Source organism: Pseudomonas sp. KBN12P06040, assembly GCF_037574965.1.
Lineage (GTDB): Bacteria > Pseudomonadota > Gammaproteobacteria > Pseudomonadales > Pseudomonadaceae > Pseudomonas > Pseudomonas aeruginosa.
Window position 1 is genome coordinate 319,630 of sequence record NZ_JBBELS010000002.1, and the last position, 23,068, is coordinate 342,697.

At 56.3% G+C, this 23,068-nt stretch carries 25 protein-coding genes and 1 pseudogene; 7 read left to right on the forward strand and 19 right to left on the reverse strand.

Annotated elements, in window-relative coordinates:
- The 17 genes from VQ067_RS32370 to VQ067_RS32450 form a co-directional block, all read right to left on the reverse strand.
- Positions 1 to 378, reverse strand: coding sequence for a hypothetical protein (locus VQ067_RS32370; protein WP_042857273.1), 378 nt, complete (start codon positions 376 to 378; stop codon positions 1 to 3).
- Positions 359 to 3,307 (reverse strand): VirB4 family type IV secretion system protein, encoded by a 2,949-nt coding sequence (locus VQ067_RS32375; protein ID WP_340080994.1) that lies wholly within the window; start codon positions 3,305 to 3,307, stop codon positions 359 to 361. The genes VQ067_RS32370 and VQ067_RS32375 overlap by 20 nt, the downstream gene beginning before the upstream one ends.
- Complete coding sequence (locus tag VQ067_RS32380) at positions 3,307 to 3,780, reverse strand: hypothetical protein (protein ID WP_010792900.1); 474 nt, start codon at positions 3,778 to 3,780, stop codon at positions 3,307 to 3,309. Before VQ067_RS32380 ends, VQ067_RS32375 begins: the two co-directional genes overlap by 1 nt.
- Positions 3,768 to 4,091 (reverse strand): TraV family lipoprotein, encoded by a 324-nt coding sequence (locus VQ067_RS32385; RefSeq protein ID WP_010792901.1) that lies wholly within the window; start codon positions 4,089 to 4,091, stop codon positions 3,768 to 3,770. The genes VQ067_RS32380 and VQ067_RS32385 overlap by 13 nt, the downstream gene beginning before the upstream one ends.
- Before the next feature lie 9 nt (positions 4,092 to 4,100).
- Positions 4,101 to 5,624 (reverse strand): hypothetical protein, encoded by a 1,524-nt coding sequence (locus tag VQ067_RS32390; RefSeq protein WP_010792902.1) that lies wholly within the window; start codon positions 5,622 to 5,624, stop codon positions 4,101 to 4,103.
- The gene (locus VQ067_RS32395) at positions 5,621 to 6,415 is read right to left on the reverse strand and encodes a hypothetical protein (protein WP_010792903.1); all 795 of its coding nucleotides are present in this window, start codon (positions 6,413 to 6,415) and stop codon (positions 5,621 to 5,623) included. Before VQ067_RS32395 ends, VQ067_RS32390 begins: the two co-directional genes overlap by 4 nt.
- Before the next feature lie 2 nt (positions 6,416 to 6,417).
- Positions 6,418 to 7,044, reverse strand: a complete 627-nt coding sequence (locus tag VQ067_RS32400; protein ID WP_010792904.1) for a hypothetical protein — start codon at positions 7,042 to 7,044, stop codon at positions 6,418 to 6,420.
- A 1-nt stretch (position 7,045) separates the two neighbouring features.
- Positions 7,046 to 7,423 (reverse strand): hypothetical protein, encoded by a 378-nt coding sequence (locus tag VQ067_RS32405; protein WP_010792905.1) that lies wholly within the window; start codon positions 7,421 to 7,423, stop codon positions 7,046 to 7,048.
- Positions 7,424 to 7,425: 2 nt separating this feature from the next.
- Positions 7,426 to 7,821 (reverse strand): hypothetical protein, encoded by a 396-nt coding sequence (locus VQ067_RS32410; protein WP_010792906.1) that lies wholly within the window; start codon positions 7,819 to 7,821, stop codon positions 7,426 to 7,428.
- Positions 7,822 to 7,824: 3 nt separating this feature from the next.
- Positions 7,825 to 8,175, reverse strand: a complete 351-nt coding sequence (locus VQ067_RS32415) for a hypothetical protein (protein ID WP_010792907.1) — start codon at positions 8,173 to 8,175, stop codon at positions 7,825 to 7,827.
- Positions 8,176 to 8,279: 104 nt separating this feature from the next.
- The gene (locus VQ067_RS32420) at positions 8,280 to 8,621 is read right to left on the reverse strand and encodes a hypothetical protein (RefSeq protein WP_010792908.1); all 342 of its coding nucleotides are present in this window, start codon (positions 8,619 to 8,621) and stop codon (positions 8,280 to 8,282) included.
- 36 nt (positions 8,622 to 8,657) lie between these two features.
- Entirely contained in the window at positions 8,658 to 10,469 is a 1,812-nt protein-coding gene (locus VQ067_RS32425) for a type IV secretory system conjugative DNA transfer family protein (protein ID WP_010792909.1), read from the reverse strand.
- Positions 10,444 to 12,654 (reverse strand): helix-hairpin-helix domain-containing protein, encoded by a 2,211-nt coding sequence (locus VQ067_RS32430; protein ID WP_230690411.1) that lies wholly within the window; start codon positions 12,652 to 12,654, stop codon positions 10,444 to 10,446. Before VQ067_RS32430 ends, VQ067_RS32425 begins: the two co-directional genes overlap by 26 nt.
- A gap of 2 nt (positions 12,655 to 12,656) precedes the next feature.
- Positions 12,657 to 13,142: a hypothetical protein gene (locus tag VQ067_RS32435; RefSeq protein ID WP_010792911.1), complete on the reverse strand. Its 486-nt coding sequence runs from the start codon at positions 13,140 to 13,142 to the stop codon at positions 12,657 to 12,659.
- Positions 13,143 to 13,248: 106 nt separating this feature from the next.
- The gene (locus tag VQ067_RS32440) at positions 13,249 to 13,539 is read right to left on the reverse strand and encodes an HU family DNA-binding protein (protein WP_255251287.1); all 291 of its coding nucleotides are present in this window, start codon (positions 13,537 to 13,539) and stop codon (positions 13,249 to 13,251) included.
- Positions 13,540 to 13,671: 132 nt separating this feature from the next.
- On the reverse strand, positions 13,672 to 13,992 hold the full coding sequence (locus tag VQ067_RS32445) for a hypothetical protein (RefSeq protein WP_010792913.1): 321 nt from the start codon (positions 13,990 to 13,992) through the stop codon (positions 13,672 to 13,674).
- Between the two features lie 49 nt (positions 13,993 to 14,041).
- Positions 14,042 to 14,389: a hypothetical protein gene (locus tag VQ067_RS32450; RefSeq protein WP_010792914.1), complete on the reverse strand. Its 348-nt coding sequence runs from the start codon at positions 14,387 to 14,389 to the stop codon at positions 14,042 to 14,044.
- A 152-nt stretch (positions 14,390 to 14,541) separates the two neighbouring features.
- On the opposite strand from VQ067_RS32450, the gene VQ067_RS32455 reads away from it, so the two are divergent.
- From VQ067_RS32455 to VQ067_RS32465, 3 genes are all read left to right on the forward strand, one after another.
- On the forward strand, positions 14,542 to 14,964 hold the full coding sequence (locus VQ067_RS32455; RefSeq protein WP_010792915.1) for a TraR/DksA family transcriptional regulator: 423 nt from the start codon (positions 14,542 to 14,544) through the stop codon (positions 14,962 to 14,964).
- 118 nt (positions 14,965 to 15,082) lie between these two features.
- A complete protein-coding gene (locus tag VQ067_RS32460) occupies positions 15,083 to 15,661 on the forward strand; it encodes a hypothetical protein (protein ID WP_058178736.1) in 579 nt (192 codons plus the stop codon).
- Between the two features lie 17 nt (positions 15,662 to 15,678).
- Entirely contained in the window at positions 15,679 to 16,755 is a 1,077-nt protein-coding gene (locus VQ067_RS32465) for a hypothetical protein (protein WP_023111078.1), read from the forward strand.
- Between the two features lie 19 nt (positions 16,756 to 16,774).
- On the opposite strand, the gene VQ067_RS32470 is transcribed toward VQ067_RS32465, so the two are convergent.
- On the reverse strand, positions 16,775 to 17,374 hold the full coding sequence (locus tag VQ067_RS32470) for a hypothetical protein (RefSeq protein ID WP_230690409.1): 600 nt from the start codon (positions 17,372 to 17,374) through the stop codon (positions 16,775 to 16,777).
- A gap of 277 nt (positions 17,375 to 17,651) precedes the next feature.
- Positions 17,652 to 18,086 carry a hypothetical protein gene (locus VQ067_RS32475; RefSeq protein WP_033999821.1) on the reverse strand — a complete coding sequence of 145 codons (435 nt, stop codon included), beginning with the start codon at positions 18,084 to 18,086 and terminating at the stop codon, positions 17,652 to 17,654.
- Positions 18,087 to 18,336: 250 nt separating this feature from the next.
- Between VQ067_RS32475 and VQ067_RS32480 the strand changes: the two genes are divergently transcribed.
- The 4 genes and pseudogenes from VQ067_RS32480 to VQ067_RS32495 all read left to right on the forward strand — a co-directional run.
- Positions 18,337 to 19,527, forward strand: coding sequence for a hypothetical protein (locus VQ067_RS32480; protein WP_019486141.1), 1,191 nt, complete (start codon positions 18,337 to 18,339; stop codon positions 19,525 to 19,527).
- Between the two features lie 30 nt (positions 19,528 to 19,557).
- Positions 19,558 to 20,631: a hypothetical protein gene (locus tag VQ067_RS32485; protein WP_023111079.1), complete on the forward strand. Its 1,074-nt coding sequence runs from the start codon at positions 19,558 to 19,560 to the stop codon at positions 20,629 to 20,631.
- A 1,138-nt stretch (positions 20,632 to 21,769) separates the two neighbouring features.
- Positions 21,770 to 22,666: a hypothetical protein gene (locus VQ067_RS32490; protein WP_019436919.1), complete on the forward strand. Its 897-nt coding sequence runs from the start codon at positions 21,770 to 21,772 to the stop codon at positions 22,664 to 22,666.
- A gap of 56 nt (positions 22,667 to 22,722) precedes the next feature.
- A pseudogene (locus tag VQ067_RS32495) lies at positions 22,723 to 22,894 on the forward strand (VapC toxin family PIN domain ribonuclease); the annotation flags it as partial.
- Positions 22,895 to 23,068 lie beyond the last annotated feature (174 nt).

The following is a 23,068-nucleotide window of genomic DNA, read 5'->3' on the forward strand; positions in this document are numbered from 1 at the left end:
TTAATTTCCCAATACCGGCAGATAGGTTGGTGCTTCTTCGGTCCAGCGACCTGGAGCGATCTGGACGCATTCCTTGTGGCCCGGGACCAGCATTCCGTTTTGCACCCGTGCAGGAATATCAACACCGCACTGAATGATCGGCGGGTCCCAGGTGAACCGATCGCGTGCACGCATCTTTCCCTTCAGATCTGTGAGGACCTGTGTGACGCCTTCCTCGTAAGCGCGGCGCTCGAGTTCGGTTTTGGGGGCGTAGAGGGGCTTAATAGGCTTGGCCTGCTCCTCGATGATCGTTTCGCGCGGTTCGTACTTCGACGAACAAGCTGCGAGCGAGGCGAGTGCGGCTACCGCCGCGAGGGTTTTAAGCAGCTTGGTTGACATGGTATCGAGCACCATACGGGTGAGATTTTGCGAGCTCGGAGATTGCCTTCTGGCGAGCTTTTGATTCGGAGATGGAGTGCTTCTGCACAAGCTCCTGGGTCTTGCGCTCGCGCATTTGGTAGTCGTCCGGATGGGACGAAGCGATCCAAAGCGCCATGGGGCTGGCGAAGAGCCGGAAGACACCGCTGTAGTATTCGGATTTGGTTGTCCGCATCCGGTAAAAGACTTCGCTGTACAGCGGGGGCAGAGATGCAAGCGATCGCCAAAGCTCAATCTCCTCGGCAGTAAATGCGAGGAATTCCTTCGCGATGTCGTAGTCCGACTGCGAGCAGGCCAGGAAGAAGTAATGGCTTGTGTTCTCGAGGATGCCGTCCTGTGACTCGCCATTCCCACCTGACTCAGCACGGATCAAGTTGACGAAGTCCTTCACGGTCTGAGAAATCAGCAAGCAGCCGGCACCATAGCGGCGGAGTTCTCGATAGAAGCTGGAGAGCGCCGATGCGGCAGTCGGGTCAGAAAGGGTTGCCCACGCTTCGTCGACAGCCACGATCTTCTTGCGGCTACGTTCAAGCTTGAACTTGCAGTACAAGTCGATCTGGCGGAACAGGGCCAGAGTGACTACGGGTAGGGCTGGAGACTTTGCCATCCGCTGGGTTTCGAGAACGGTAAAGTCGTTCTCCCATTGGACCTGCAGGAAGCCGTCAAAGAGAGCTGCAAATGGCCCGGCCCCGTAGTAGAGGGTGAGCGCCTGGACGAGCGATCTGCCCGACTGTTCAGTGAACTCAGTTTTGTCGAGGTAAGGGATGAAGTCCCTGAAACGAGGTTCGTCCTTCGGCTTGGTAGCTACCCAGTCGGTATAGAACTCGTTGAGTGCCTGATACAGCAGAGGCACTGTCACTGGGGTAATGACCGATGTTTTGGACTGCTCTGCAGCGCTGGAGGTGATCATCATCACCAGCATGCGAGCAATGAAGAACATGTCTTCCAACGTCGGCATTTCGTTGTTGCCGTCGTCGTTTTTACCGATCCAGAACGGGTTGATACAGATGGGGTTGATGGTCCGCCCGGTGATCGGCTCTTTGAACGGCTCGGTCGCAAGGCGAATGTAGTTGCCATCGAGAACCAGGCAGAGGCTCTCGTAGGAGTCGCCCTTGTCGATGATCCAGACTTTCGGTCGGTACTTCACCCTCAAGGCCATCAACAGGTTGTTGAAGGTGAACGACTTACCAGTACCGGTACTACCGCAAATCAGGCTATGCGCGGTGTTCGTCATCTGGCCCCACAGGTCCAGATAGATCGGCTGTCCCGCCCTGTTGTTCATCAGGATTGCAGGGTCGGAACAGCCTTGGTATTCAACAAAGAACGGACACAGATGGGACAAGCTTTCCGTGAGGTGAGGGGTGTCACGACGGAAGAGCTTCATGCTGCTCTTGCGGAAGTTCAACGGCATGCTGTTCCTGACAGCAGCGTTGCCGCGAAGGGATTCTTTGTGCCCCACACGCCAAAGCATGTTCTCCAACTGCATGGCTTGATCATCGACCTGGGCCTCGACGAACCCCATCAGGTTGATGTGAAGCGACACGTCAAAAAACTGCTCGCGGTTGTTGGCGTTTTCCGCACTGATCTTGGATTTGACCTTCTCCAGGTCATTGCGCTGCTGAGCCAGCAGATCCTTGTCGCCAATTTTCATGGCTTCTTTCCCGGATTGCATGCGCCCACGAGTCCATAGGCGGCTCATCATCGCTACTGGTGAGGGCACGCTCCAGTTGATGGTGATCAGCGATTCGCTCTCGATGCCCGACATGGCCACCTGCAGCATGCCCGGGAAGCTCGAGGTTGGTTTACCTAGTACCGAGACTGGGCGGATGAAGTAGGGGACGCCAGAATCGTGAATCGTCCAGCCTTTCTCCTCGGTTTCGACAGAGGCGAACATCGGGGCATTGTTGAGAGTTTCCCGGTACGCGACTTGGCTCGGGTTCTTCAAGCAATCCAGGATGGGCAAGTCAGGCCGGTACTTGGGCGGGTCGACCTTGAAGCAGCGAACGGGGTTGAAAAGCTGGTACTGAAGGTTGATGAGGCCTTGGCCGTTAAGCGAGCCCGGCTGGAACCCGAACGTGGCCAGAGCCTGGCCGATCTCATGACAGAGTTGGCCAAAGCGTCTTGCGTGCTTCGTGTATTCCTTATGAGCCAGCTTGTTGGCGTCGATAAGCCCCATCGAAGCCAGTGCGTTCTTCGCTGTGTTGTCGATGAATTTGCCGAAGAGATAATCCGGACTCCAGAGCAAGACCAGGTAGAAGTCCGTTACAAAGGGATAGCGACCTTGGCTTACTTCGCGCTCAATCTGCTCGGTGACATTGGCCCGGACGTCATCCTCTCCCTCTTCCGCCCAGGGGTCACCGCCCATGAGAAGAGTCCGAACATTATTTCGAAGCTTCTCATCCTCGATCTCGGCCAGAGAGTCCTCACGCATGCGCTCAAGGACCTCGGTGGAGAGCTTTGTGAAGAAACCTTCAGGCGAGCTTGCCGCAACGATCTGTCGTTCGACGATCGAGTTCGCGATTTCGAGAGCGAACTCATCTTCTCCGCCTTCAATACCTGCACGGTAGATCCCAAGAACTTCGCGAATATCTCGATGGGTGTGACGAATGAATTGACCGGCCGATCCAGATGGATACTTGTTCAGTACATCACCAAGACCTTTACTGAGGGACCACAGGTCATCGTTGTTCAGGAGCGAGGCATCCATACCTCGTAGCTTCCAGATTTTGGCGAAGCGACCATCGATGGTGTGGAAATAGCTGCCATGCTTCTCGTACAGGAATGCATCGGAAAGCAACTGGATGGGCATGCCGCCCTGATACCCGCGGCGAGCCAGGCCAGCCAACTCAGTGTCGTAGAGATGCAGGTCGTCAATTTTTACCTTGGCCATCAACCCTGCCCCTTGAGTGTTGCTGTAACCACGCGCCCTTCCGGGTAAACGGTCACACGAGCGCCACTGACTCGGGTGAGGTATTCCGCAAGGTCGCGCAGCGAGTTGGGATGCGAGTTGAGCTTGATCACTTGGTCTTGGTTGACTTGCGGATCGAAGCGAGAGTCGTAGCCGGACGCTGCGGCCGAGAGTCGGACGATTTCACCAAGGGTGAGGTCTTGGTTCTTGAAGAGTTGTGCCCACGGGATTTCGTCTGCCTGAATCAGCTCGCGGTGATCGGTTGTGTTTTCCTTTTGGAAAATTTTCCGATAGAGAACGACGTCAGGTTGAAGAACAGTCAGGTCTTGGCCTGATCCCAGGATCATCTTTGTGTGGTGTTCGCGAATGGCATCCTTGTACATCTGGGGAACACCCTCAGCCAAAGCCGTGGATGCCGCTGCCAGGAGACAGAAGCCGATGGTCAGTTTGCCCAATCTGCTTCCTCCACGATGATGTAATCCCAGCGGCCGCCATGCTTCACGCCGGTTTTAGCGTCGGCGTATGGCACCACCCATACCGGCGCTACAACGTCCGGGTTTCGGATCGGAAAGTACGGTTCCGATGAGCCAAGCTCTGGCCGCGCGCGCAGGCCTTGGCGCAGGAGCGAGACCGTGTCTCTGCTGGCGCTGCCATGGACCGCATCGTAGATCTGGTCCATCGAAGCACTGTTTTTGAAAGGCTCCTCACTGGCACAACCGCTGAGAAGCAATGCGGTGGACAAGGCCAAGAATGGGCGGATGTTCATGGCTGGTTCCTAGATCAGGGTGTCGTACATGCCGGGGTCAATGTCGAACGCCTCAGCTGGTTTCAAAACACGGAAGGTTTGGTCTGTTACGAAGCGCAGCTTGATGCCCGGCTCGACGATGACGGTGTCTACCGCAGCGTTTGCTTCTCGCTCGAATCGCTCCGAGATCTTCTTGAACATCCCGGCGATGCCCTCGTTGACCGCCGCCTTCGTGGCGTTCCCGGTTAACTGGCTGGTGGTTGAGCTGGTTCCGTTTTCCATCGCGCTATTCGTAGTGAACTCGGCCTGGCTCAGGGTGGAGGCATATGCCGCTGCGGCTGCTGCAGCTGACTGGAGTGCGAGGGTGCGGCCTGAGGCCTTGTCCAGGCGGCCGTAGACGTCTTGCTCGTTGTCTCGCGTATCGACGATGTACCCGGTTGCAGGGACCGTCTGGGCACCACCGGTCTCGTCCCAGTAGGAGAGTTGCTCGATGCGAATGGTCGCGCGGCCCGTATTCGAGCTGGAGTTGCGGTTGCCAGAGCAGAGGCCCATCAGGTGGATAGTGCCGAGATCTCGTTCGGCGCCGTTGGGACCCTTGAAGATGCCGCGCACCGGAAGGACTACCGGTCGAGCGGGAATTTTCCCTTCTTCGGATGCCCCAGGAGCGTTGGCGCCGATCGGGCACGCAACCCCGTGAAGCGTGGTGACTTCCACAAAAGAGAAGGCGGGAACTTCATACGTTTCGCGCGGACTCTGGGTTGGCAGGGAGGCGTTGAGAGACTGGGCTGCCGGCATCGGGTCCGGGTTCGGCTGGCGGCCGTTCAGCTTTGCCAGGGTCGCGTCGGTCTCGTTGTAGGTATTCACGCCAGCGCGCTGAATGCCATTCGACTCAGGAGCTGACATGTTGGCAAACAGCTGTTGCTCGGTCTCAGCAGTTGAGCCCGCGCCGCCTCCGCTTTTTCCGTTGAATTGCTGACCGCCCGCGTCCCCGCCATTGAGCAGGAAATAGTTCGGACCGTAACGGTTGGAGTTCGATGGGTTTGCAGAAACTGCCGGCATTGGCGGCTCGAGTGAAAAGTCCTCGAGGTTTAGTCCTTCAGAAGATGAGGGTGGCAATGGCATGCTGGAGCCTTTGTCCAGCTTGTTGATACCACCGTAAACACCGTCAACCTGATCTTTTCGTAGTTGTGCAACTTCTTCACTGAGAGCTCGAATCTCAGTGTTCGATTTCTGCTCTGCTTTGCGTTGGTCCTCAAGCATCTTCGCCTTGAGAGCCTCGCGATCCTCCTCGCCTCGCTTGATTTTGTCCTCAAGGGTTTCGATCTTCTTGGCGAACTGAGTCAGTGCAGCATCTTTATCCTGGATGGTGATCGAGTTGACTTTGTCACTGCCAACCTCAACTGCCTTGGGTGCGTCAACCGAAGTCGCACCTGTGGTTTCGCTGTTGCCGCCCATGAAGTTCATGGCAACACCAAGCGCACCAACTGCAGCGACGATATATAGGCCGCGTTGCTTCGTTATTACGTTCTTCTTCTGATCGTTATCGGCGCTCACTGTACTTTCTCCGATACGATGAATAGCAACCCGCGATGTGACTCTCCGTAGACCTCGGTAATGTATTCGGGGGAGGGGCCTAGTATCCGAGAGGAAGGGAGCATGGAAACTTGTCTGGCAATTCCAAGGGACTCGCGTACGGCCTTGTTGCCATAGTCGATTTGATCAATGGCGACTTTTGTTGACGTGCGACCGTTGTTGATGACTTCGTAAGTAGTGCCGATGTACTTCGGACCCACAACTTGGGAGCGAAGTTTGAATTCCAGCGAGCCCTGCCGAAACACAACACGATCAGTCTCTGAAAGTCGGGAAAAATCCTGTTCGCGATATCCCGAAGGCAGTTTCCCATCGTAGAGATAGTTCATCAGACCTTTAATTCTTCCGCGGGAGTCTCGCGCCATGGCGGACCTATCAGCGATCGGCTGGCCCGAAATAGTGACTTGGCTGTCTGCGCAACCAGGCCGGGTTATAAGTTTGAGAATGTACGTTTGCTTGGACGGCGCATCGACATAAACAAGGCCCGTATACAGCGGATCTGTCGCTTGAAATGCGAGCTTGTTTTTGATAGGGGACGGGTAGAAGTCCATGCCCTGAGTTACCTCTACATAAATACCGTCGAGGTAGGGCTCGGGGAACAAAACCTCTGCACGCTGGGTGTCGTTTGAAATGTAAATGTCAACTGGCGAGTTGTTGTAAACAACAGTGCGCGGATTCCGGTTGCACTCGTCGCTCGCAAATATCGTGGTTGACATGGCTGCGCAAAGGCCGGCAGCTATCAGTCGCTTCTTCAACCCTAAATCTCCTGGATGTCGAAGTCATCAGCCACAACCGCCCACTCGTAGAACTTCGAAGGCTTGACTGGCTTGATTAGAATTTTCACATTGTACTTAGCCTTGTTGAAAACCCTATTCAAAGTGGCCCTGTGGCGTTCAGCAGTGAAGGACACCACATAACCCTGTGGGGTAACTTCGACTTGATATGGAGAAGATTTTGTGAATACCTGTGTGATCTGCTGCTCAACCGACTGGTTTGCAACGATCTTCAAACTATCTTCCTTCAGCGCGCGGAGACGTGGCGACATCATTCTCAATGCTTCTTCGGCATTGGTTCGAGCAGACAGAGGAGTGAAGTTGTAGTAGTTGTCAAGGAAGACAGCCACGAATGCAATGATGTGTCTCTGTGGAATCTGCCGCTCGCTGATAAAGATCCCCTCAGAGTTTGGGAATCCATACATGATTCGCTCGCTTTGCAATCTCCGGTTTGTTTCCTGCAGTTCCCTATTCATGCCAACCAGCACGGCGATAACGACTGCAAAAACCGCTGAGATGGCGATCAGCGTAATGATGGCTCTGCCCGCACGAAGATCACTTGCGCCGAGCAAATTGAAATACTTCAACGGTGCGCCGTATTGCTCACTCATGTCAGGGCTCGTATCGGTTGCAGTAAGACGGTGAGGGAATCAGCCCGATCTCGAGCCAGATCCGCGCAGTGAAGCGACCGAACTTCCCGACTGCCTTTTGAAGGGCAGGGAACTCGCTCGTCATTACGTAGAGGTCGCCTACGAAAGTTGAGGCCATCAGGGCTAGGAAGCCCTGAGGCTTATTTCTCGTGGAACGCTTGAAGAGCCACAGGCAGAAAAATGCAACGGCAAAGGCCCAAAGGTTTTCGCCTGTGGTTTTGCTGACGATCACCAAGGGAACGATGAAGAACAGAAGGTCCTCTTGGGTGAGGCCTCCGAAGTTCACCGGGCTCGTCGCGAAGGCATAAGTCGGTGCTTCAGTTGTGACTCTCAAGCGCATGGTTACTTGGTCCCCGAAGAACTGGAACCAGTACCACCGGCCATGTTGAAGCCGGCCAGGTTACCGGCCTTGACCACTACGGTTTCACCGAAGAGGGAAATCAGAACCACGAGCACGAATACCCACCAGCCGCGTGCGCCTGCGAAAAGCACCGACAGCAGCAGAAGTGCCAACCCGGCCCAGAGACCGTAACTGGCAATCAGACGCCACCAGTAGAGGAAGCTGTTGTTGGAGTTCTTCGCGATCGTCTCGTCCGGCGCGAAATCGCCGTCGAACGCAGCCATTGCGATATCGGGCATGGCGACGATGAAGATGGTCACCGCCAGTGCGAGAATCCCCAACGCAAAGCGTTTGAGGTCCTCCGTTTTCAGTTGCGGCGCGAGGCCAGTCATTTGCATGGGTCAATCTCCGACTCGAGTTGGGGTGAAAAACAGGCCATCGGGGGTAACGGTCTGGTAACGGAGCCGTTTTTGCTCCGGTTGCAGAACTACGTTGATGGTCTCTTCCACGGGCCGGACCTGTGCGAGCATCCTTACGAGATCCAGCCCTGGAAGTGGGGCGCTGGCTTCGGCCTTCTTGAGTTCGTCCTGAGCCATGCGAAGGTTTTGAGCAGCGAGAGACAGGTGCTCAATGGCACGCTGATACCGGGGATCGCGCTGATCGATTACGTACGGGTCGGATTCAGCAAATGCTGGCTGAACGGCAATGGCCGCCAGATATCCGATCCCTAAAGCCCATGCGTGAAAGTTCATAAAGGGCCCTCCTTTCCCAAATAGTGGAAAGTGAGTGCCCCTTTTTTGAGGGTCGGTAGTGACAGGCCGGCTTTGGGCCGGCCCGAGGGGAGGGGAGCAGAGAGTTAAGAGGTTTTTTTCTCGTCGAACAGCTGGCCAACCCAGCGCCTGGTTCGATGGAATTGTGCAAGCAGCACCTTGCCCAGGAATCCAAACAACTGCACGGTTACCAACGACAGCACGATCTGCACGTAGGTGAAAATCATGCGGACGAAGGCGTTAATCAGCAGAGAGGTCAGGCCGCGAGTAGGCTGGAAAGCAAGCCCGAGGCAGATGATCACGGCAGCGATGGCCAAGTAAGCGGGCCAACCGATTCGCTGCACATGGAACTGGGTAATATCGAGAAACCAGTCCCATACAACCCCGAAGTCCCAATCCCACTGCCGCAGTTTGTCTTGCCAATTCATGGTGTCTCCTCAATGCTCGAGTTTCGCATGCTAAATTCAGCCCTGAGTCAGCTTTTCCAGCATTGCCTTGTTCTTCTCGTGGAATCGTTGCCAGGCGTTGACGCCCGAGCGCGCTCGACGTGGCCTGCGGACCAGTCGCATGTCCTTGAAGTGGACGTTCGGGAAGCTGTTCCTCACCAACGGCATGCGGACACGATAGGTTCCCGACTTCGCGACAATGATCCCGTCGCCTTGGTCGAGCGACGCAAAGTCTTCGGGTTGCAGGATGTCCTCCCGCGTCGCCTTGTATCCGGTACTTGAGCTGGCGCCTTCCGAGTCGTTTGTGTAGAGACCTGATTGCTCGGATGCGTAACTCTGTCCCGTGCTGCTGCCAGAGGACTCTTGGACGAACCTTTTGATCATCGTCCCCGCAAGCTTGACGGCGAACTCCCGCGTCTGGGCATCCCGGATGTCGCAGTACAGGTGTGTCCAGCAGTTGCCCAGCACCATCTCGACGAAGGCAGGGGAAATGTTCTGGAGGAAGCCAACGCCCTGGAAAGCAATGATGATGGGCACATTCGCCGATCGCGCCAGCTGGAACAGGGATACCTGGCTCTCGTCCATGAATGATGGGTACTCGTCGAAAATGGCCGGGCACATCATCAGCGGTTTGGCTTTCGAGAGCTGGATTTCGCCGATCGCTCGAGCAAGATCAGAGATGAACAATTTGCCGAATAGCTCCACACCGTCTTTGTCGGCAAGCGACGACATGGACAACACAACAACCTTGTTCTGGAGGATCGCCTCTTTGAGGTCGACATCCGGGCTGTAGGTATTGACGATGCTGGAGTATTCGGAGTGGGCGAACGCCGAAAGTTTTGACACAAGTCCTTGGAGCAACTGCTTGTACCCGCGCAGGTTCCACACCTGTTTTTCTTCGTCGAACCAGAAGCGAAGGTATGAGTGCAGCCACTCGACACCATCGCTGTGATAGATGGAGTCGGATACCCGTATGTTGCGGATAAAGCTCAGCAGCAGGTCGAAGTCGGACAACACTGCAATGATGTCCTTGATGTGGAACACTGGCTCCCCGGGCTGCAGCTTCAGCGACAGCACCGCGGCAGTCAGGGAGTAGCGAGCAATGTCCGTCCAGAACTCCTCTTTGGAGTTGGCTTGGAGCTTCATTGCAGTGGAAATGGTTGCGCGGACCCCGCCCGAGAAGAACGGATTGTAGGTATGCGACATTTCCGGGAACTCGAAGTTGATGATCAGCAGCTCATCGAGCCGGCCGGCCGCTTCCATCATTCCGTAAATCGAGCCGGAGAAATCAGAGTCTGACTTCGCTTCGATTAGCAGAAGGCCGGCCCCTTTTTTTATCTGTTGTTGGATGATTGCCAGAAGCAGTTCGGTCTTGCCGGTCCCGGTTGCAGCGAGCAGCGCTACATGGCGAGTCATGATGTCGTCGGACAGCATGAATGGGATCATTGATGGATAGGTGTCGATCAACTCCCGGCGGATATCGTCAGCGGTGGCGATGCCCTTCGTACTCGTGATCGCGTCAACGCGATCCTTCCACTCTGTCCAAGGAATGGCCTTGCCCAGAAAAGTGGAGCGGCGGAAGTCGCAATCCGGAATCGGGGCTTCGATGTAACCGGCGTCCCAGATATCCGTGGTAGACGCTTCAGCTTCTTTCCGATCAAGCAGCAGGGACCAGATAGCACAGCCTGCAGCGATGGCCACCGTCAAGGGGAGCGGCACAAATGGAATTGCTGCCCCTACCAACGGAAGGCTGATTGCGATATTTCGCTGTCGCTGAATTTCCGCATGCTCGGCGGCAAGCGCCTCAAGGCGCGCTGATTTGATCGACATCTGGATTTATCCGTTTAGGGAGAAGAGACCGGGCAACAGTCGGTTCGCGCAGGGAATATCCCGTCAGCAATCCGTCGAGTGCGCCAACCACCAGCAAGGTGGTCTTCGCACTGTTCAGGAGAGTCGAGATGAGGGTGGTGTTGATGAGGTCCTGCTGGCCCTCGCCGACCACCAAGACGACAACGTCGTAGACTCGCCCCCGGATGAGCTTCGGCGTCATGACAGCGCCCTGGAACACATCGAGGCGCTCTGCCAGGCTGAGCAAGTAATGGTTACCAGCTCGGTCTACAGCGTTCAGGCGCTCTGGATTGATTTCAGCGGCGGTGAACACGGAAAAGGGTGGATGGTTTGTGCTGGCGACGGATTGCCTAACTACGAAAGGCAATCCTTTGAACAGCCCTTTTCCATGGAACTCAACCAGGTGCTCCTCGCCAGTGAACTCCCGAGCGATCGCTGCAGACAGCGGGCCCACCATGTCCTCACCTCGAGGCCCCTTGGCGGCTGGGACTACAACCCTAATATCGAGCAGCGGGTCTACCTGTAGCTGCCGGGCGAACTCCCTAACCACAACAGGTAAGGTCTCGATGAGCAGCTCGGATGGCACCGACAGCCAAGATATCGCTTGGGTTGGGTCGAAGGTTTCGTCGTTCGCTTTGAGCGTCCCGCTCCAGATACGCCGCGATGCTTCGCGTTGCGGTGATCTGGGTGGCAACCAAAAGCTCGCCTGGAAAACTCGCGCCGGCCCGCCTTGGGTGAGCTCCGCGAACGGTTGGCCAATGGAGTGAGCTGGTAGGTCCTTTGCTGCCCCAAGCAGGAAAACCCTGCTCGAATCTGGTACGGCGCGCAGGACGTTCACCATTTCCTCTATCCCAAGCGAGTCCGCCCCGGCAAGAATCAACACATCCGCGTTGATCGGTCTTTTGCCATGCTGTGAAGGCACCCCTGTCTTTGGATCAATGCCTATCAATGCCGAGTACGTGACGACGACACTGTCGTCATCGAGCAGTCGGTTGACCTCGTCAGCCATCTCGTTTGTATAAGCGGAATAGATGGCGTCTGCGCCGAAGGCTTTCAGGAAGAGTTGAAGGCCCTTGATAACCAGCATTTGGTCTGAGAGGGTTTCGCACTGGATCAGCGCAAAACGTTCTCCCAAGAGCGAGCGGAGTCCTGCTGAGAACGTCTTCGCAGTCCCGTTTTCAAGGCCCAGTGGCTTCAAGAGCTTGGTGGCCATCTTTTCGGTGGGCACCAGGTCCTCGGCGTCTTTGCAGTCCAGTGCTGCCCATTTCCGCACGAGGCCGGCCAGTTTGTTTTCTGCTTCGTGCAGGCTCAGGAGTTGTAGCTGTCCGCCGCTGGCATGGACAACCTTGGCCATGGCGAGGTCGGTTACGGCCTGAGCAATGAGGGGCTTGATCTCATCTTTGGTGAGTCGAAGCATCTTCATGACCGACTCGATGAGCGGCCTCCCTTCAACGTAGCTGTGCCCGAGCCAAGCCTCCCGGCGGAGCACGCCGACCACCGCGCCTTTAACTGCAGAGACTGTGTTGTTGGTCACTCCAAACCTTTTCGCGAGGTTCAGCGCGGAAGTGAAGAGAATGTCCTCGAAATGGACGTAGAGCAGATAAGGGTCTTCTTTCAGAACCTCACTGAGGTTCGCGGCATAGCCTAAGCGACGTTGCAGGGTTGCCAGCTTCGCCGGCGGAATACCCTCGACGTCGATCTGTGCGAGTGCGAGTTGCTCACTTCGTTGATCAGCCCAAACCTGGCCTAAGACCTGGGCTTCTTGCGGGGAGATTCCAGCTTCCACGAGTCTATCTGGTGATTGGTCCAGAATTGGAATCAGACTTTCGCCGAAGTGCTGGACAGCCTTGCTCGTAACACTGCGTGGGACGCCAGTGAGGACGCTGAGATATCCAACCAGTGACTCAACCTTCGCTGGTGGCATCGAGGTGAACTGGCTGACATCGAAATCAGCGCCGTCGATATCCGGTACGCGCTTGCCGTACAGGATGTAGTCCTCATAGAGGATTGCGTTGCCGAAATTGCCGGTACCGGTGAAGGAGGTGTTGTCTTCCCGCCGGAAGGTACAAACCGACCAAGGACCGGCGGGATCACGGAAAACAATATCGACTAGGGTACCGCGTTCGCGGGTGAGGGCTTCAGCCCCGTCAGGAATTCGATCAGTCATGCTCATCCGCTTGGGTGCGCGCGGCCGCTATTCACGTTCCGTACGCTCTTGTGGACGCCGTTGTAGCTACGGGCAATCTGGTTGGCGAGTTCGGCTCTCACGGCCGCAGCATCGTTTACCAAGGCCGGATACAGACGGGTCAGCCCAACGAAAATGTCGAAGTCCTCAAGCAGATCAACAGCCACCAGGACCTGGTCTGCGACGATCAGCGACTTATCGTATGCAGCAACCGGCTCCATGCCGTTGAACAGCCCTGTCGGGTCGACAAACAGGAATGGGCGGAGCTGGCGTAGTACCAGACTGCGCGCATGCTCAATTTTGGGTAGAACTTGACCTTCAGCCAGGCGGATCTCCTGGCTGCTCTTGCCGCCAAAGAGCATGCCGGATGCCTTGGCGAGGAAATGGGGGAGCGAAGTGTTTATGGTGGCCGGCCAAGTGCTGCCGTCGACCAGGAATGCCTTCGCTTCAGGAGTGTGGATGTATTTCATGTCTTGAAATCCTTGTTCAATCCAATAATGGAAAGGGAGTGCCCCTTTTTTGGGGGATATCAAAAAAAACCCCGCCGAAGGGCGGGGTTGTCTTGCGATGGAGCGATCAGTTGATCGCGTCCTTGAGCGCCTTGCCCGGCTTGAAGCCAGGAATCTTCGCAGCAGCAATCTGGACAGGATTCCCGGTTTGAGGATTGCGACCCTCGCGCGCAGCGCGCTCCTTTACCAAAAATGAGCCAAAGCCCACCAGCGTCACAGTGTCACCGGCCTTCAGCGCGGAAGTCACGGACTCGATCACCGCATCCAGTGCTTTCCCAGCGACAGCCTTGGTGATGTCCGCGGACTCGGCGATTTGGTTGATAAGTTCTTGTTTATTCACGCATTTCTCCATGTAAATCAGGGGGTGAAGTAAGCAGTATAACGGCGGCCTGGTGGCCTCCAAGTGAATCTGGTCTTCTGCAGCGATTGGATTCCATGGACGCGCCGCACAAAAAGAAAACGGCTCGGCAATGCCGAGCCTAAGGGGAAATCAGATCAAGCTTGCGCCCAGCGCGCCGGCCAAGAAGCCTGCTCCAATAAGGGGGAGCATTCCGGCAAGGGCCTTAGAGCCGGCTCTGTGGCACAGGAAACCGCCCACACTGGTGATTGGTACGATCAGGTAGGCAGCGATCATCTGCACTGACAGCATGCGTGTGCCCAAGGTGGCATCGCTCGTGGGGTGACTCCCGAGCATCGATGCCAACGCCAGCGCTCCGATGGCCAGGCAAAGCAAGGTAGCTAGGAAGGCTCGTTCGGTATAGCGGAATGGGCCGACTTCGATTTCTGCAGCGCTTTTGACGGTGGTTTGCATAGCGCGTTCCTCTTGACTCTCACGACAAGGGTAGCAGCCTCTTTCAGCGCTAAACAGCGGAAATCAACTCCTGAATTTGCCCCTCTGCCGCTGTTAGCAAACAGAGCACCTCATCGGAGCAACCATGCGCGCTCAGAGCTTCCATCGCTCTGGAGAAAGCTCTGGCATGCGCGGCACAGAGATCCACTTTGTCGAATGCCTCCTGGATAGCCGTGTCAGTAGCCACTGGCGCCATTGCTACCAGGCCGTTCTCATAGATACGGCTTTCCCAATGGCTCGGCTCGATGCCGGTTGAGCGAAAGTAAATGAAACCGAGCTGATCGCCCAGGGAATAGGCTGCCGCCCCGTAGTGCTCATCGAATGTGGAACGGCCAGTGCCCAACGCTTTGAATTCCATGAATGTCCTCCTGCTGGTGTGGACGGTGACCATAACGGTGCAGTCCTGTGGTTCAAGACTGCGTAGCCGGGGATTTAGCGGAGGCATTTGAGTTGAAGAGGGGAGAGGCCTCGTTAAGCTCGGGCCATCCACCTCTTCACAAGGAATCGCCTATGTCCACCTTACTCACTCAGCAGCAACTGCTTTCCGCGCCGGAGTCGGATTACATGTCCGACCAGCAACTGGCTTTCTTCAAGGAACTTCTTCTCAATCGAAAACTGCACCTACAGGGCCTGCTCGCTCAACGAGCAGAGGCGTTCCGCGATGACTCCGAGGCGCGTCTCCCGGATGCGGCGGATACTGCCTCCGCGGAAGAGCAGCGCGCAATGGAAATGCGGATGCTGAAGCGGGACCAGGCAGAGTTGCTGGACGTGGAGGCTGCACTGAAAAGGATCGAAGAAGGAGATTATGGCTACTGCGCTGAGTTTGGGCAGCCGATTGGGCTCAAGCGCCTTTTGGTCGCGCCGACTGCAAGCCTTTGCATCGATGCTCAAGAGATTCAGGAACGTCGTGCGCAGCGCCAGCGTGTAGCATGACCTCCAGCGAGGGGGCATGCCCCCTCGACTCTCCTTTCGATCTTCCTACTTCCTCACTCCTCAGGTTCTATGATCAGTCAAAATGCAGGCTGAACATCTCTTACCTAGGAGCTGCATCATGGAAGTCGGTCCCCGCATGTACTTTCTCGTTTCAGGGTTGCTTTACCCGGCAGCGCTGGGAGCCGCTCTTGTCTGGACGGTTAGTGCCTTGCATGCCAGGGTATTTCTCGAGAGCGCGTCCCCAAACGGCTGGTCTCTGTGTATGGCTGCCTGGTTCATTGGCTACCACTGCCTGCAATTCAGCAGGCTGATGGTCAGGCACTATGATCTTGGCAAGGGCTACACCAGGCGCGCCTTCGTCTCTGACCTGGTGGACTGCTTGACGCTGCTACTGGGTTTCGCTGGTCTTCGCTTCTTAAACGAGCCGATCCCTTCGGAGCAGGTCTGGGTTGTCTATTTGGCACTGCTTGGAGTTCCCCTCTCTGCTGTTATTGCCCATCCACTTCGCATGATGAAGGGGCCCAGGGGGCTATTGGTCCTTGGCATGGTCTTGGTATGCCTTCTTGGAATCGACTACTTCAAACTGGGTTTCCTCTTGCCATTGTTCAAGCCAGAGGTAACCCACTGGGTATTGCTGGTCGCGATGTTTTCCATGCTTTGGGCCTTCTACCACCGCGTATACCGCTTCGAACCTTGACAGCAGGGGTGCCGACCATGCGAGGTCTATCGATCGTGCTGGGATTGAGTTTGCTGGTCGGCTGTACTCATGAGCCGCTTTCAGAAGGGTTATCGATTCAGAATCACCATTGGGGCGATGAGCCGAAGATTCAGTTTCTTGGCGTAGGTGGCTGGCTCATACATTGGCGTGGGGAGGGGCTATTGCTGGCGCCTTCGTTCACCAACCCGGCCAGCCTCGGCATTCCTGGGATACCCCCTGCTCGAGTGGTAGCCGACAACGAGAAGGTCGACAGGCACATGCCGCCTGCAGCAGACGTGACGATGCTTCTGGTGGGTCATGCGCACTACGATCATCTTCTCGATGTGCCCCGGGTCGTAGAAAAGCACTCTCCGAAAGCGATCGTATACGGGTCTGAAACGGTTAAGCACATTCTTCATGCAGCAAAGAACAGCTCAGGACAGCGGATCTTTGGCGCTGGCGCGGTGGTGGTGCCAAGCGAGCAGCAGATAACCGACCATCGTGATCCCTCCCGACCTGGGACATGGTTTTACTCCGACGGGAAGGTCATCACGGATGGGGGCGTAAACGTAGCAAATTCCGTGGGTTCGATCCGTGTGATGCCTATTAGAAGCATGCATGCCGGGCACCTCTTCGGCCATAACTTCATCCCAGGTGAGTACGACTGGGATCTCGACGATTTGCCGACTGGTCTGCTGGACTGGAGACTTGGTGAAGTAACTCTGGCCTGGATGATTGACCTCCTCGGGGAGGATGGCCGGCCGGTTTACCGTATTCACTACCAAGACAGCGCCGCTGAGCCTCCATGGGGCTTTCCACCCATCATTTCCGACTCAAAGCGCGTCGACGTCGAGATCCTTTGCGGAGGAGGGTGGAATCAAGTTAGTTACTACCCCACAGCTCTCCTCAGGGTGACCAAACCCCGTGTTGTGCTTTTGGGGCACTGGGAGAATTTTTTTGGCAACGACCTTGATGAACCTGCTCGAACCATCCCGTTGCTCAGCTACAAAGGGCTCCTCGAACAGCTTAAACCCTACAATCTAGTGGTGCCTGAGCCCTTCTCTGACATCCTGCTTCCCCCTCCGATGGAGTAGTAGCCGTAGCAATTCCACCCTATTTTCCGCGCTCCGCAAGGCGTTGCATCAGTGCACGTGCTTCGCTGTATCCATACGCCCGCAGGAACCCGTCGTAAGTATCAGGAAATGCCATGACGCGACCGGCGTAATACTCTAAGGGCACAGCAATGTCGGCTTCGTGCAGGTAGTCCTGCTTCAGGAAGTGTTCGAGCACCAGCATGTGATCGAAGTAGGCCTCAAAGCAGTCACGAATGAACTCCTGCTGCTTGCTGAACCCCACCCCCTTCTCATGTACCACTAGGGCTGGCTTGAGGTCTCTCCAGTGAACGACGTAGGTCTGGCCTTCATGGGTGAAGGATCGGCCTGACCAATCCATCATTCGCATTGCAGAGCGGGCGAGTGGGTCTGTGAAAATCTCCTTCATCATGTCCCGTGCAGCGGCAAGCTGCTTCTGACGGTGTTCTTTTCGCTTCTCTTGGATCGCATTTCGGGCTGACCTCAAGCCGCTCCAGATACCCCATATCGCCAGGGCCATGGTGATGAGGGTGCTGATGACCGATACCCAATCCTTGAGTGTAGTGGGTGAGAATGGGTCGCCCTGGGCAGGGTTCTCCGCCGCCATTGCGGCGGTAGTCATCAGCATCGATGACGTAGAGATCAACCAGGCAGCGTTGTGCCTCTTCCTTGCGGCTGTCATCTGGCGGTCCTCTGAGGGATGGTTCCCCTCAAAGTAGCTTGGTCCATTTCTTCACGCACGCCACAGTCCGGGAATTTTCTATGGACGAGAGATCAATCGAAGGGCCTCATGAGCATGGCGCTGGGTTTTACGCACATAGTCTCAGTAGCGCGGCATAGAGCGCTCTGAGGGAAAATGAGGATGTTCGGGTTTTGGGCGGGCCTGGCCCGCCTCGCGTTCAGATTTTCTTACCGCCTTCTTCCACTATGAAAAGCACTGAGTCGTCGGCGCCCACTGCGCTTAGCCCGGGGGTAAATTCCCGGTCAAACAATGCCCCTTTCAGTTCTATCTGAGCTTTGGCACCTGGACCAGACTCACATGTCAGGACGGCCTTCGGGTCTGACAACTGAATCCGCATCTGCCCTTGTACATGCATTGTCATCTTGCACCCACGAGCATGAAGGGCGTCCACCATGCGTTGATTCACTTTTGTGAACTGCCCCGTGTCAGAGCCTGTTTTTCCCCAGCTATCCACCCTAGCGGTGATGACAGGGCCTACGTCCTCCACTACCAGTGGCAGGACGCCAAGGTAGAGAATGTTCATGGGCTCTTCAGCCGCGCTAGCAGCCGCGGCAAACAGCGAAAGTGAAAGGGCGGTGACAAGCTTTTTCATACGATTCCTTCGTTGTTCAGGGAAATCTAGGTAGAGAAACTGTCGTCCTCGGTGTGAGTATTTCGTGAGTAACCAAGAAGTAAAAGTTAATCGTGGGCGAAAAATGTACGAAAGGGGGAATCTGTCGGACTCACCCATTCGGCGGATGCTCTGATCAGAGATGTGAGGGTTTCAGCGTCCCTCCATTTGAATTCTTCCGGCGGTCGTTAGACTGCCTATTCCCAAATAGCCGCGACACGAGAGGTAGCTTTTGACCGGTAAGCTTTCCAGTGACCTGTTGCAGCGGATCTACAAACTGCTGACGGAGCAGCGCCCCCGGCTTGATGATCGGACGGGATTGGCTCCGGCTGAGCGTGAACTGTTGGAGTGTGGCGGTATTTCGAGATCCGACCTCGATGATTTGATTATCGCGACTGAGTACCGCGGGTTTGGTGTGGCCGGCCGATACGCAGAGGCATTGGCTGCCTACTTCAGAATCCCCAAAGTCAGCTTGTGCCGGAAGCCCAGGCGTCTCGACGACGATGTGTTGTGGCTGGATGGCTATGCCGTTGCCGATGCCGTTGCTCTGCTGATCATCATGGAACGCCTGGGCTTCGCTGTTTCACCTGGTCAGCTGGTGCAGGCGATAAAGGGCAACCTGGCAGGCAAGCCCATGCTGACGGAGTCGGAGTACCTCATTCTCACCTATGAGGTTTCCCGCGGCTGTACCACGACAGTCCTCAGGTCAGATGTGGAGCGCCGGCCGGCATTCCCAACGACCAAGCGCCACAGGGACGAGCTAGGAAACCGCCTCACATTGGTGCTCCAAGGGGAGGATGTGTTGTCGCTGGAGGTAGCCGGGCCCCGATATCGTGACGTCAACTCGGCACTAAAAACATGTGCCTACTGCGGTACGGTCTACCTGCCCAGCAGTCGTAATGATCGTGAGGCACATCGTCAGGTTCATAGAGAAACACAGCGGTTACTGGACCCGGGCCCGAACAAGCGGTTTGCGGCCAGACTCAAGTGTGGCGCTGGCGCCGATCGGGTAGACGCATCGGTGCCCATGTGGATGCATCAGGAGGTATTGAAGCGCGCCCAGCGTTTCCGCGCGGATTTTGGCTACGACTTTGTCCAGTGGCCCGGAACGATGTCGACTAAGGCAACGGCTGACTGGCACGGCTACCTGATTCCAGCTGGTGCTGACGGCACGATTGCAGGCGCTTGTGCATTCCTTTACGAGACGGAAACGAACCCATCAGGCAGCCCCTGGACTTTATCCTGGATCTGGCTGGCGCCTAAATACAGGCGCGGCGGGCTGTTGCGAGAACGGTGGGGGAGATTCCTTGAGGCCTATGGAGACTTCAGGATCGAGAGTCCGCTGTCTCCTGAAATGGAGGCCTTTGTTCGAATTCACGGCACGGACTGGCAGAAGAGCTGCTTGTCGAATCATGGTGAGTGAGCAGAGTGCTCACCGCCTCTAGGAGTTTTTGTGATCAAGACCAATACATCTGCCCCCCAGCTGGAAAAGCCGATGATCTTCCCTGCGGAGGACTATGCTCGTGCGTGGGTCGGGTGCCTGGCCGGATTCCTTCCAGGTCTGAAAGATCGAAGTCGTGAAGTGTTCCTGAGGCTGTCAGGGTGGCATCACTGGAATGCAATGGTCGAGGCCTGCAACCCGGAACAGAACTGCGTGTTCATGACTGAGGATTTGAGTCCTGAACTTCGGCTTTCGACTCTTGCAGAACATCGCTCAATCCTGATCCACGAGTTTGGTGTGAAGCCGGCCACCGCCAATTTTTTCCTATGGGCAAACCCCCTGGGCTCTTTTGAACTCGTGCCGCTTCGCGCGGCCGTCAAAGAGTCCCTTTATCAGGAGGGTGAGTCGCCTTCCTCGAGGTTGGACAAAATCCTCATCGCTCTGGATCAAGAAAATCGAGCGCTTGTTCCTGGTACTGAAGAAAACCACCGCCGCGGCTGCCACTTCACCAATGAGCGGGTGTACATGGCGATGTTTCAGCATCTCGGATGGAACCTGGAACTCAGCGACGGGCGTGACTACGACGTACCGTTTGGACTACCTGTCGCACGGTTGGGCTATCTCAGGGATTCCGAACTCGGCTCGGTCCCTGTATTCATGACTGGCTTGGCGCCTGACCCTGAGCTGAACCCTGATCAGACCAGCTATGCGATTTATGAATGGATCACTTCACCGCAGGGAGCGAAGGCACAAACCGCAGTGGTTTTTTTCAGGGAGCCACAGCTTCGAGTGCTCGATGACGTCGAAACCTCGATCTTCGGCAGCTTCCTTGAAGGGCAGAGCGCATGGCATCTCACTTTGTCGTCTAACTCAAAATCGTTGGGGAGTGTGGTGGTCGACATTGTCTCGGGCCAGACTCTTCCTGTGCCCGAGCAGCGCGATAATGGCTTCGAGTTGGCCATGCGATTTGCCCGGGCAATGGAGCGCTACTGCGACTTTCCTGAATTGCACCTTCCCAATATTGACCGGCCAGTGGTCCTCGCCGGCGGCAGTGGGTGGGGAGTAGTGAAGCTGCCCCAGGTCTGAGGCTCTGCAGAACGAGTGTCTCCCATGAGGTCAGCATGGGAGACATGCACCATAAACGTCACATGACAGCTGGTGCTAAGGGGAAGCTCTGCTCGACCTGCAACCATTCGCCTTTCGGCTGAAATGCCTCAAAGATGGTGCAGAGGGTGTCCATTGGCGGTTGAATGAACCCCGGCCATTCCTGGTGCGGATCGAAGACTGCGATTTCGAACTCGGGGTGTCGAAACGCCACCGCCCAGTGCCATCGCTCCCTTTCTCCGGACCGTATGTCTCGCAATTTGACTATCGCCAGGCCGTGAAGATCGGCCCATCCCCGCCACCGGCGAGTCACTGTCAGAAGTCCTGCCGTAGCCACCGCCATCCTCATCTCGCCCGAGCTCGTAGAGAAGGGCGGTCTGCCATGTCTCCTTTGGCCAAGCCCCTGGCTTACGAAATGCTCCCGAGCTCGTTGGTATGTCCAGCCGGCAACCATCGCTAAACACGCTACCCCGCAACCATAACGGTCGGTTTGCACGATCTTCTGTACACCGCATCGGGCTTGCCAGTCGTCTTCAGTCGCTGCCGGCGGATGATGTATGTCGAGGTGATCCATGGCTTCAGTCCTCATCCAGTTCAGGACTGATCGTACTGTGAAAGGGCGCTGGCTCAGGCTGGTTTCGCGGTCCGCTTTCCAGCCTCTCCTTCACCAAGGTGGGAAGGATTATCAATAGGTTACGTTGCTAACCCTACCTGGGGCGCAGGGGGCCGCAGCCATGAAGCTCTACCTTGCCTCTAGCTCGCTGTAGAAGCTCTCTGACCTGGTCTTCCGTCGCTGAGCGGTCATCGTCTAGCCACCAGCCATCTTCATCCCTTGTAATCCAAACATCCCCGGCCGACCAGGTCACAGGCCCCCAGTAATCAGAAAGCCTGCACCACACGAAGTCTGCATGCAGTTCGGAAAGTGGATCATCCATAGGCGCCTCGCTGGAAATGCACTGGAGTTGGGTTAGTATCGCAGTGGAGCGCTGGCCAGCGCTCGCACGCCCACCTTGGGCGAAGGCCGGTTTAGGCCATGGCTTCAATACTTCTCTTCCTCCAAGCATTGCCCTCGGCAATGTGTCTAGTGGGCGTGGCACAAGATTGCCGCCAAGGAGCATGCTTGACCATTTCTAACCGTTTCCCCTCCGGCGCATCCCTCGACCAGGTGAAGAAGGATGCCAAAAAGCTGGCCAAGTCAAATGGGCTCAGCCTCCATGAAGCTCTGGACCAAGCTGCCGCCGCGCATGGTGCTCAGGTCCCCTGGCATCGCATCCAGGAGTTCCTCGCCGGCGATGATGACGAGACTTTGCTGGCCAGGTTTGCTCTCCCGCTGTACGCCGGCGGCGTCTTCACTGTTTCTCTCACAGAGACACGCCCCATGATTTCAGTAACGGGGCGAACTGGAGCAGGAAAGTCGACCACAGCATTGCTGATTGCTGAGCGATACCTGGCTTCCTGCCGCGGCCGGGTTCACCTGGTGAGCCCTCTTCACGTTCAACCGACATCAACTGTCGAAGAGCTCTCGGAGGGGTGTTGGATGGATGTCTGGGACCGGATTTCGTTGAAGTATCCTGGGCGTTGCGTCCGTGTCGTTTGCCCTGAGCGTACGGCGGAAATGTATATGGTAGGGCCTCTTGATTTGAGTCATTCGCAACCTGAAAGGGGAGACCTAGTCGTGCTCGATGAGCGCTACCACTGCGCTAAAGGGCAAAGTCTGATCGACGTGGCAGAGATTGCCCGCATGTGGCGAGTTGGCCTGATCCTATGCAAACAGCCGAGGCCATGGGAACACGAAACCATTACCGATGAATCAGTTGGCGATCCATTCTCCCTGCACATCAAATGCAGCCGCGATCTGCGTTTGGATCAGTGCCGACTTCAGCTGGAAGAAATGGTGAATGGACGTTGGGGCGAATGCCTGATCGTGCCAGGCGCTCCCTACGGATCTTCGAAACGGAAGTTCAGGTTCCAACGAAGTGCGCTGGGAGCCCTCAAGAGCCATTTCGCTCGAGAGTGAGGGCGTAAACACGCAAACCCGACATCCACCCTCGCTTGGTTGTCGGGTTTGTTCTGGAGGCTGCCGGCCACACTGGTCAGCTCCGCGCTGAGCTGGCCAGCCTGGGCAAGCAAATCGGCCCTCATGACCAGATGATCGCCGGGCACGCCAGCTCAAGGGCAGATCGTTGTCACCAACAACCGCCGAGAGTTCGACCACGGACCCGGCTTGAGGATTGGGTCGTCCTAATTGCGTAACAGAGGCACACACGATGGCTACTGAATACACACCGCTTTCTCCTCAAAGCCTAGCGGCCCTCCCCGGCGTCCAGGAGGTCGACGTTGTTGGAGGTATCTTGGTGGTGCTCCTCACTGATGACTCTTCTATGGCTGTCACCAGTGCAGCACTAGCCGAAGAGCTTGG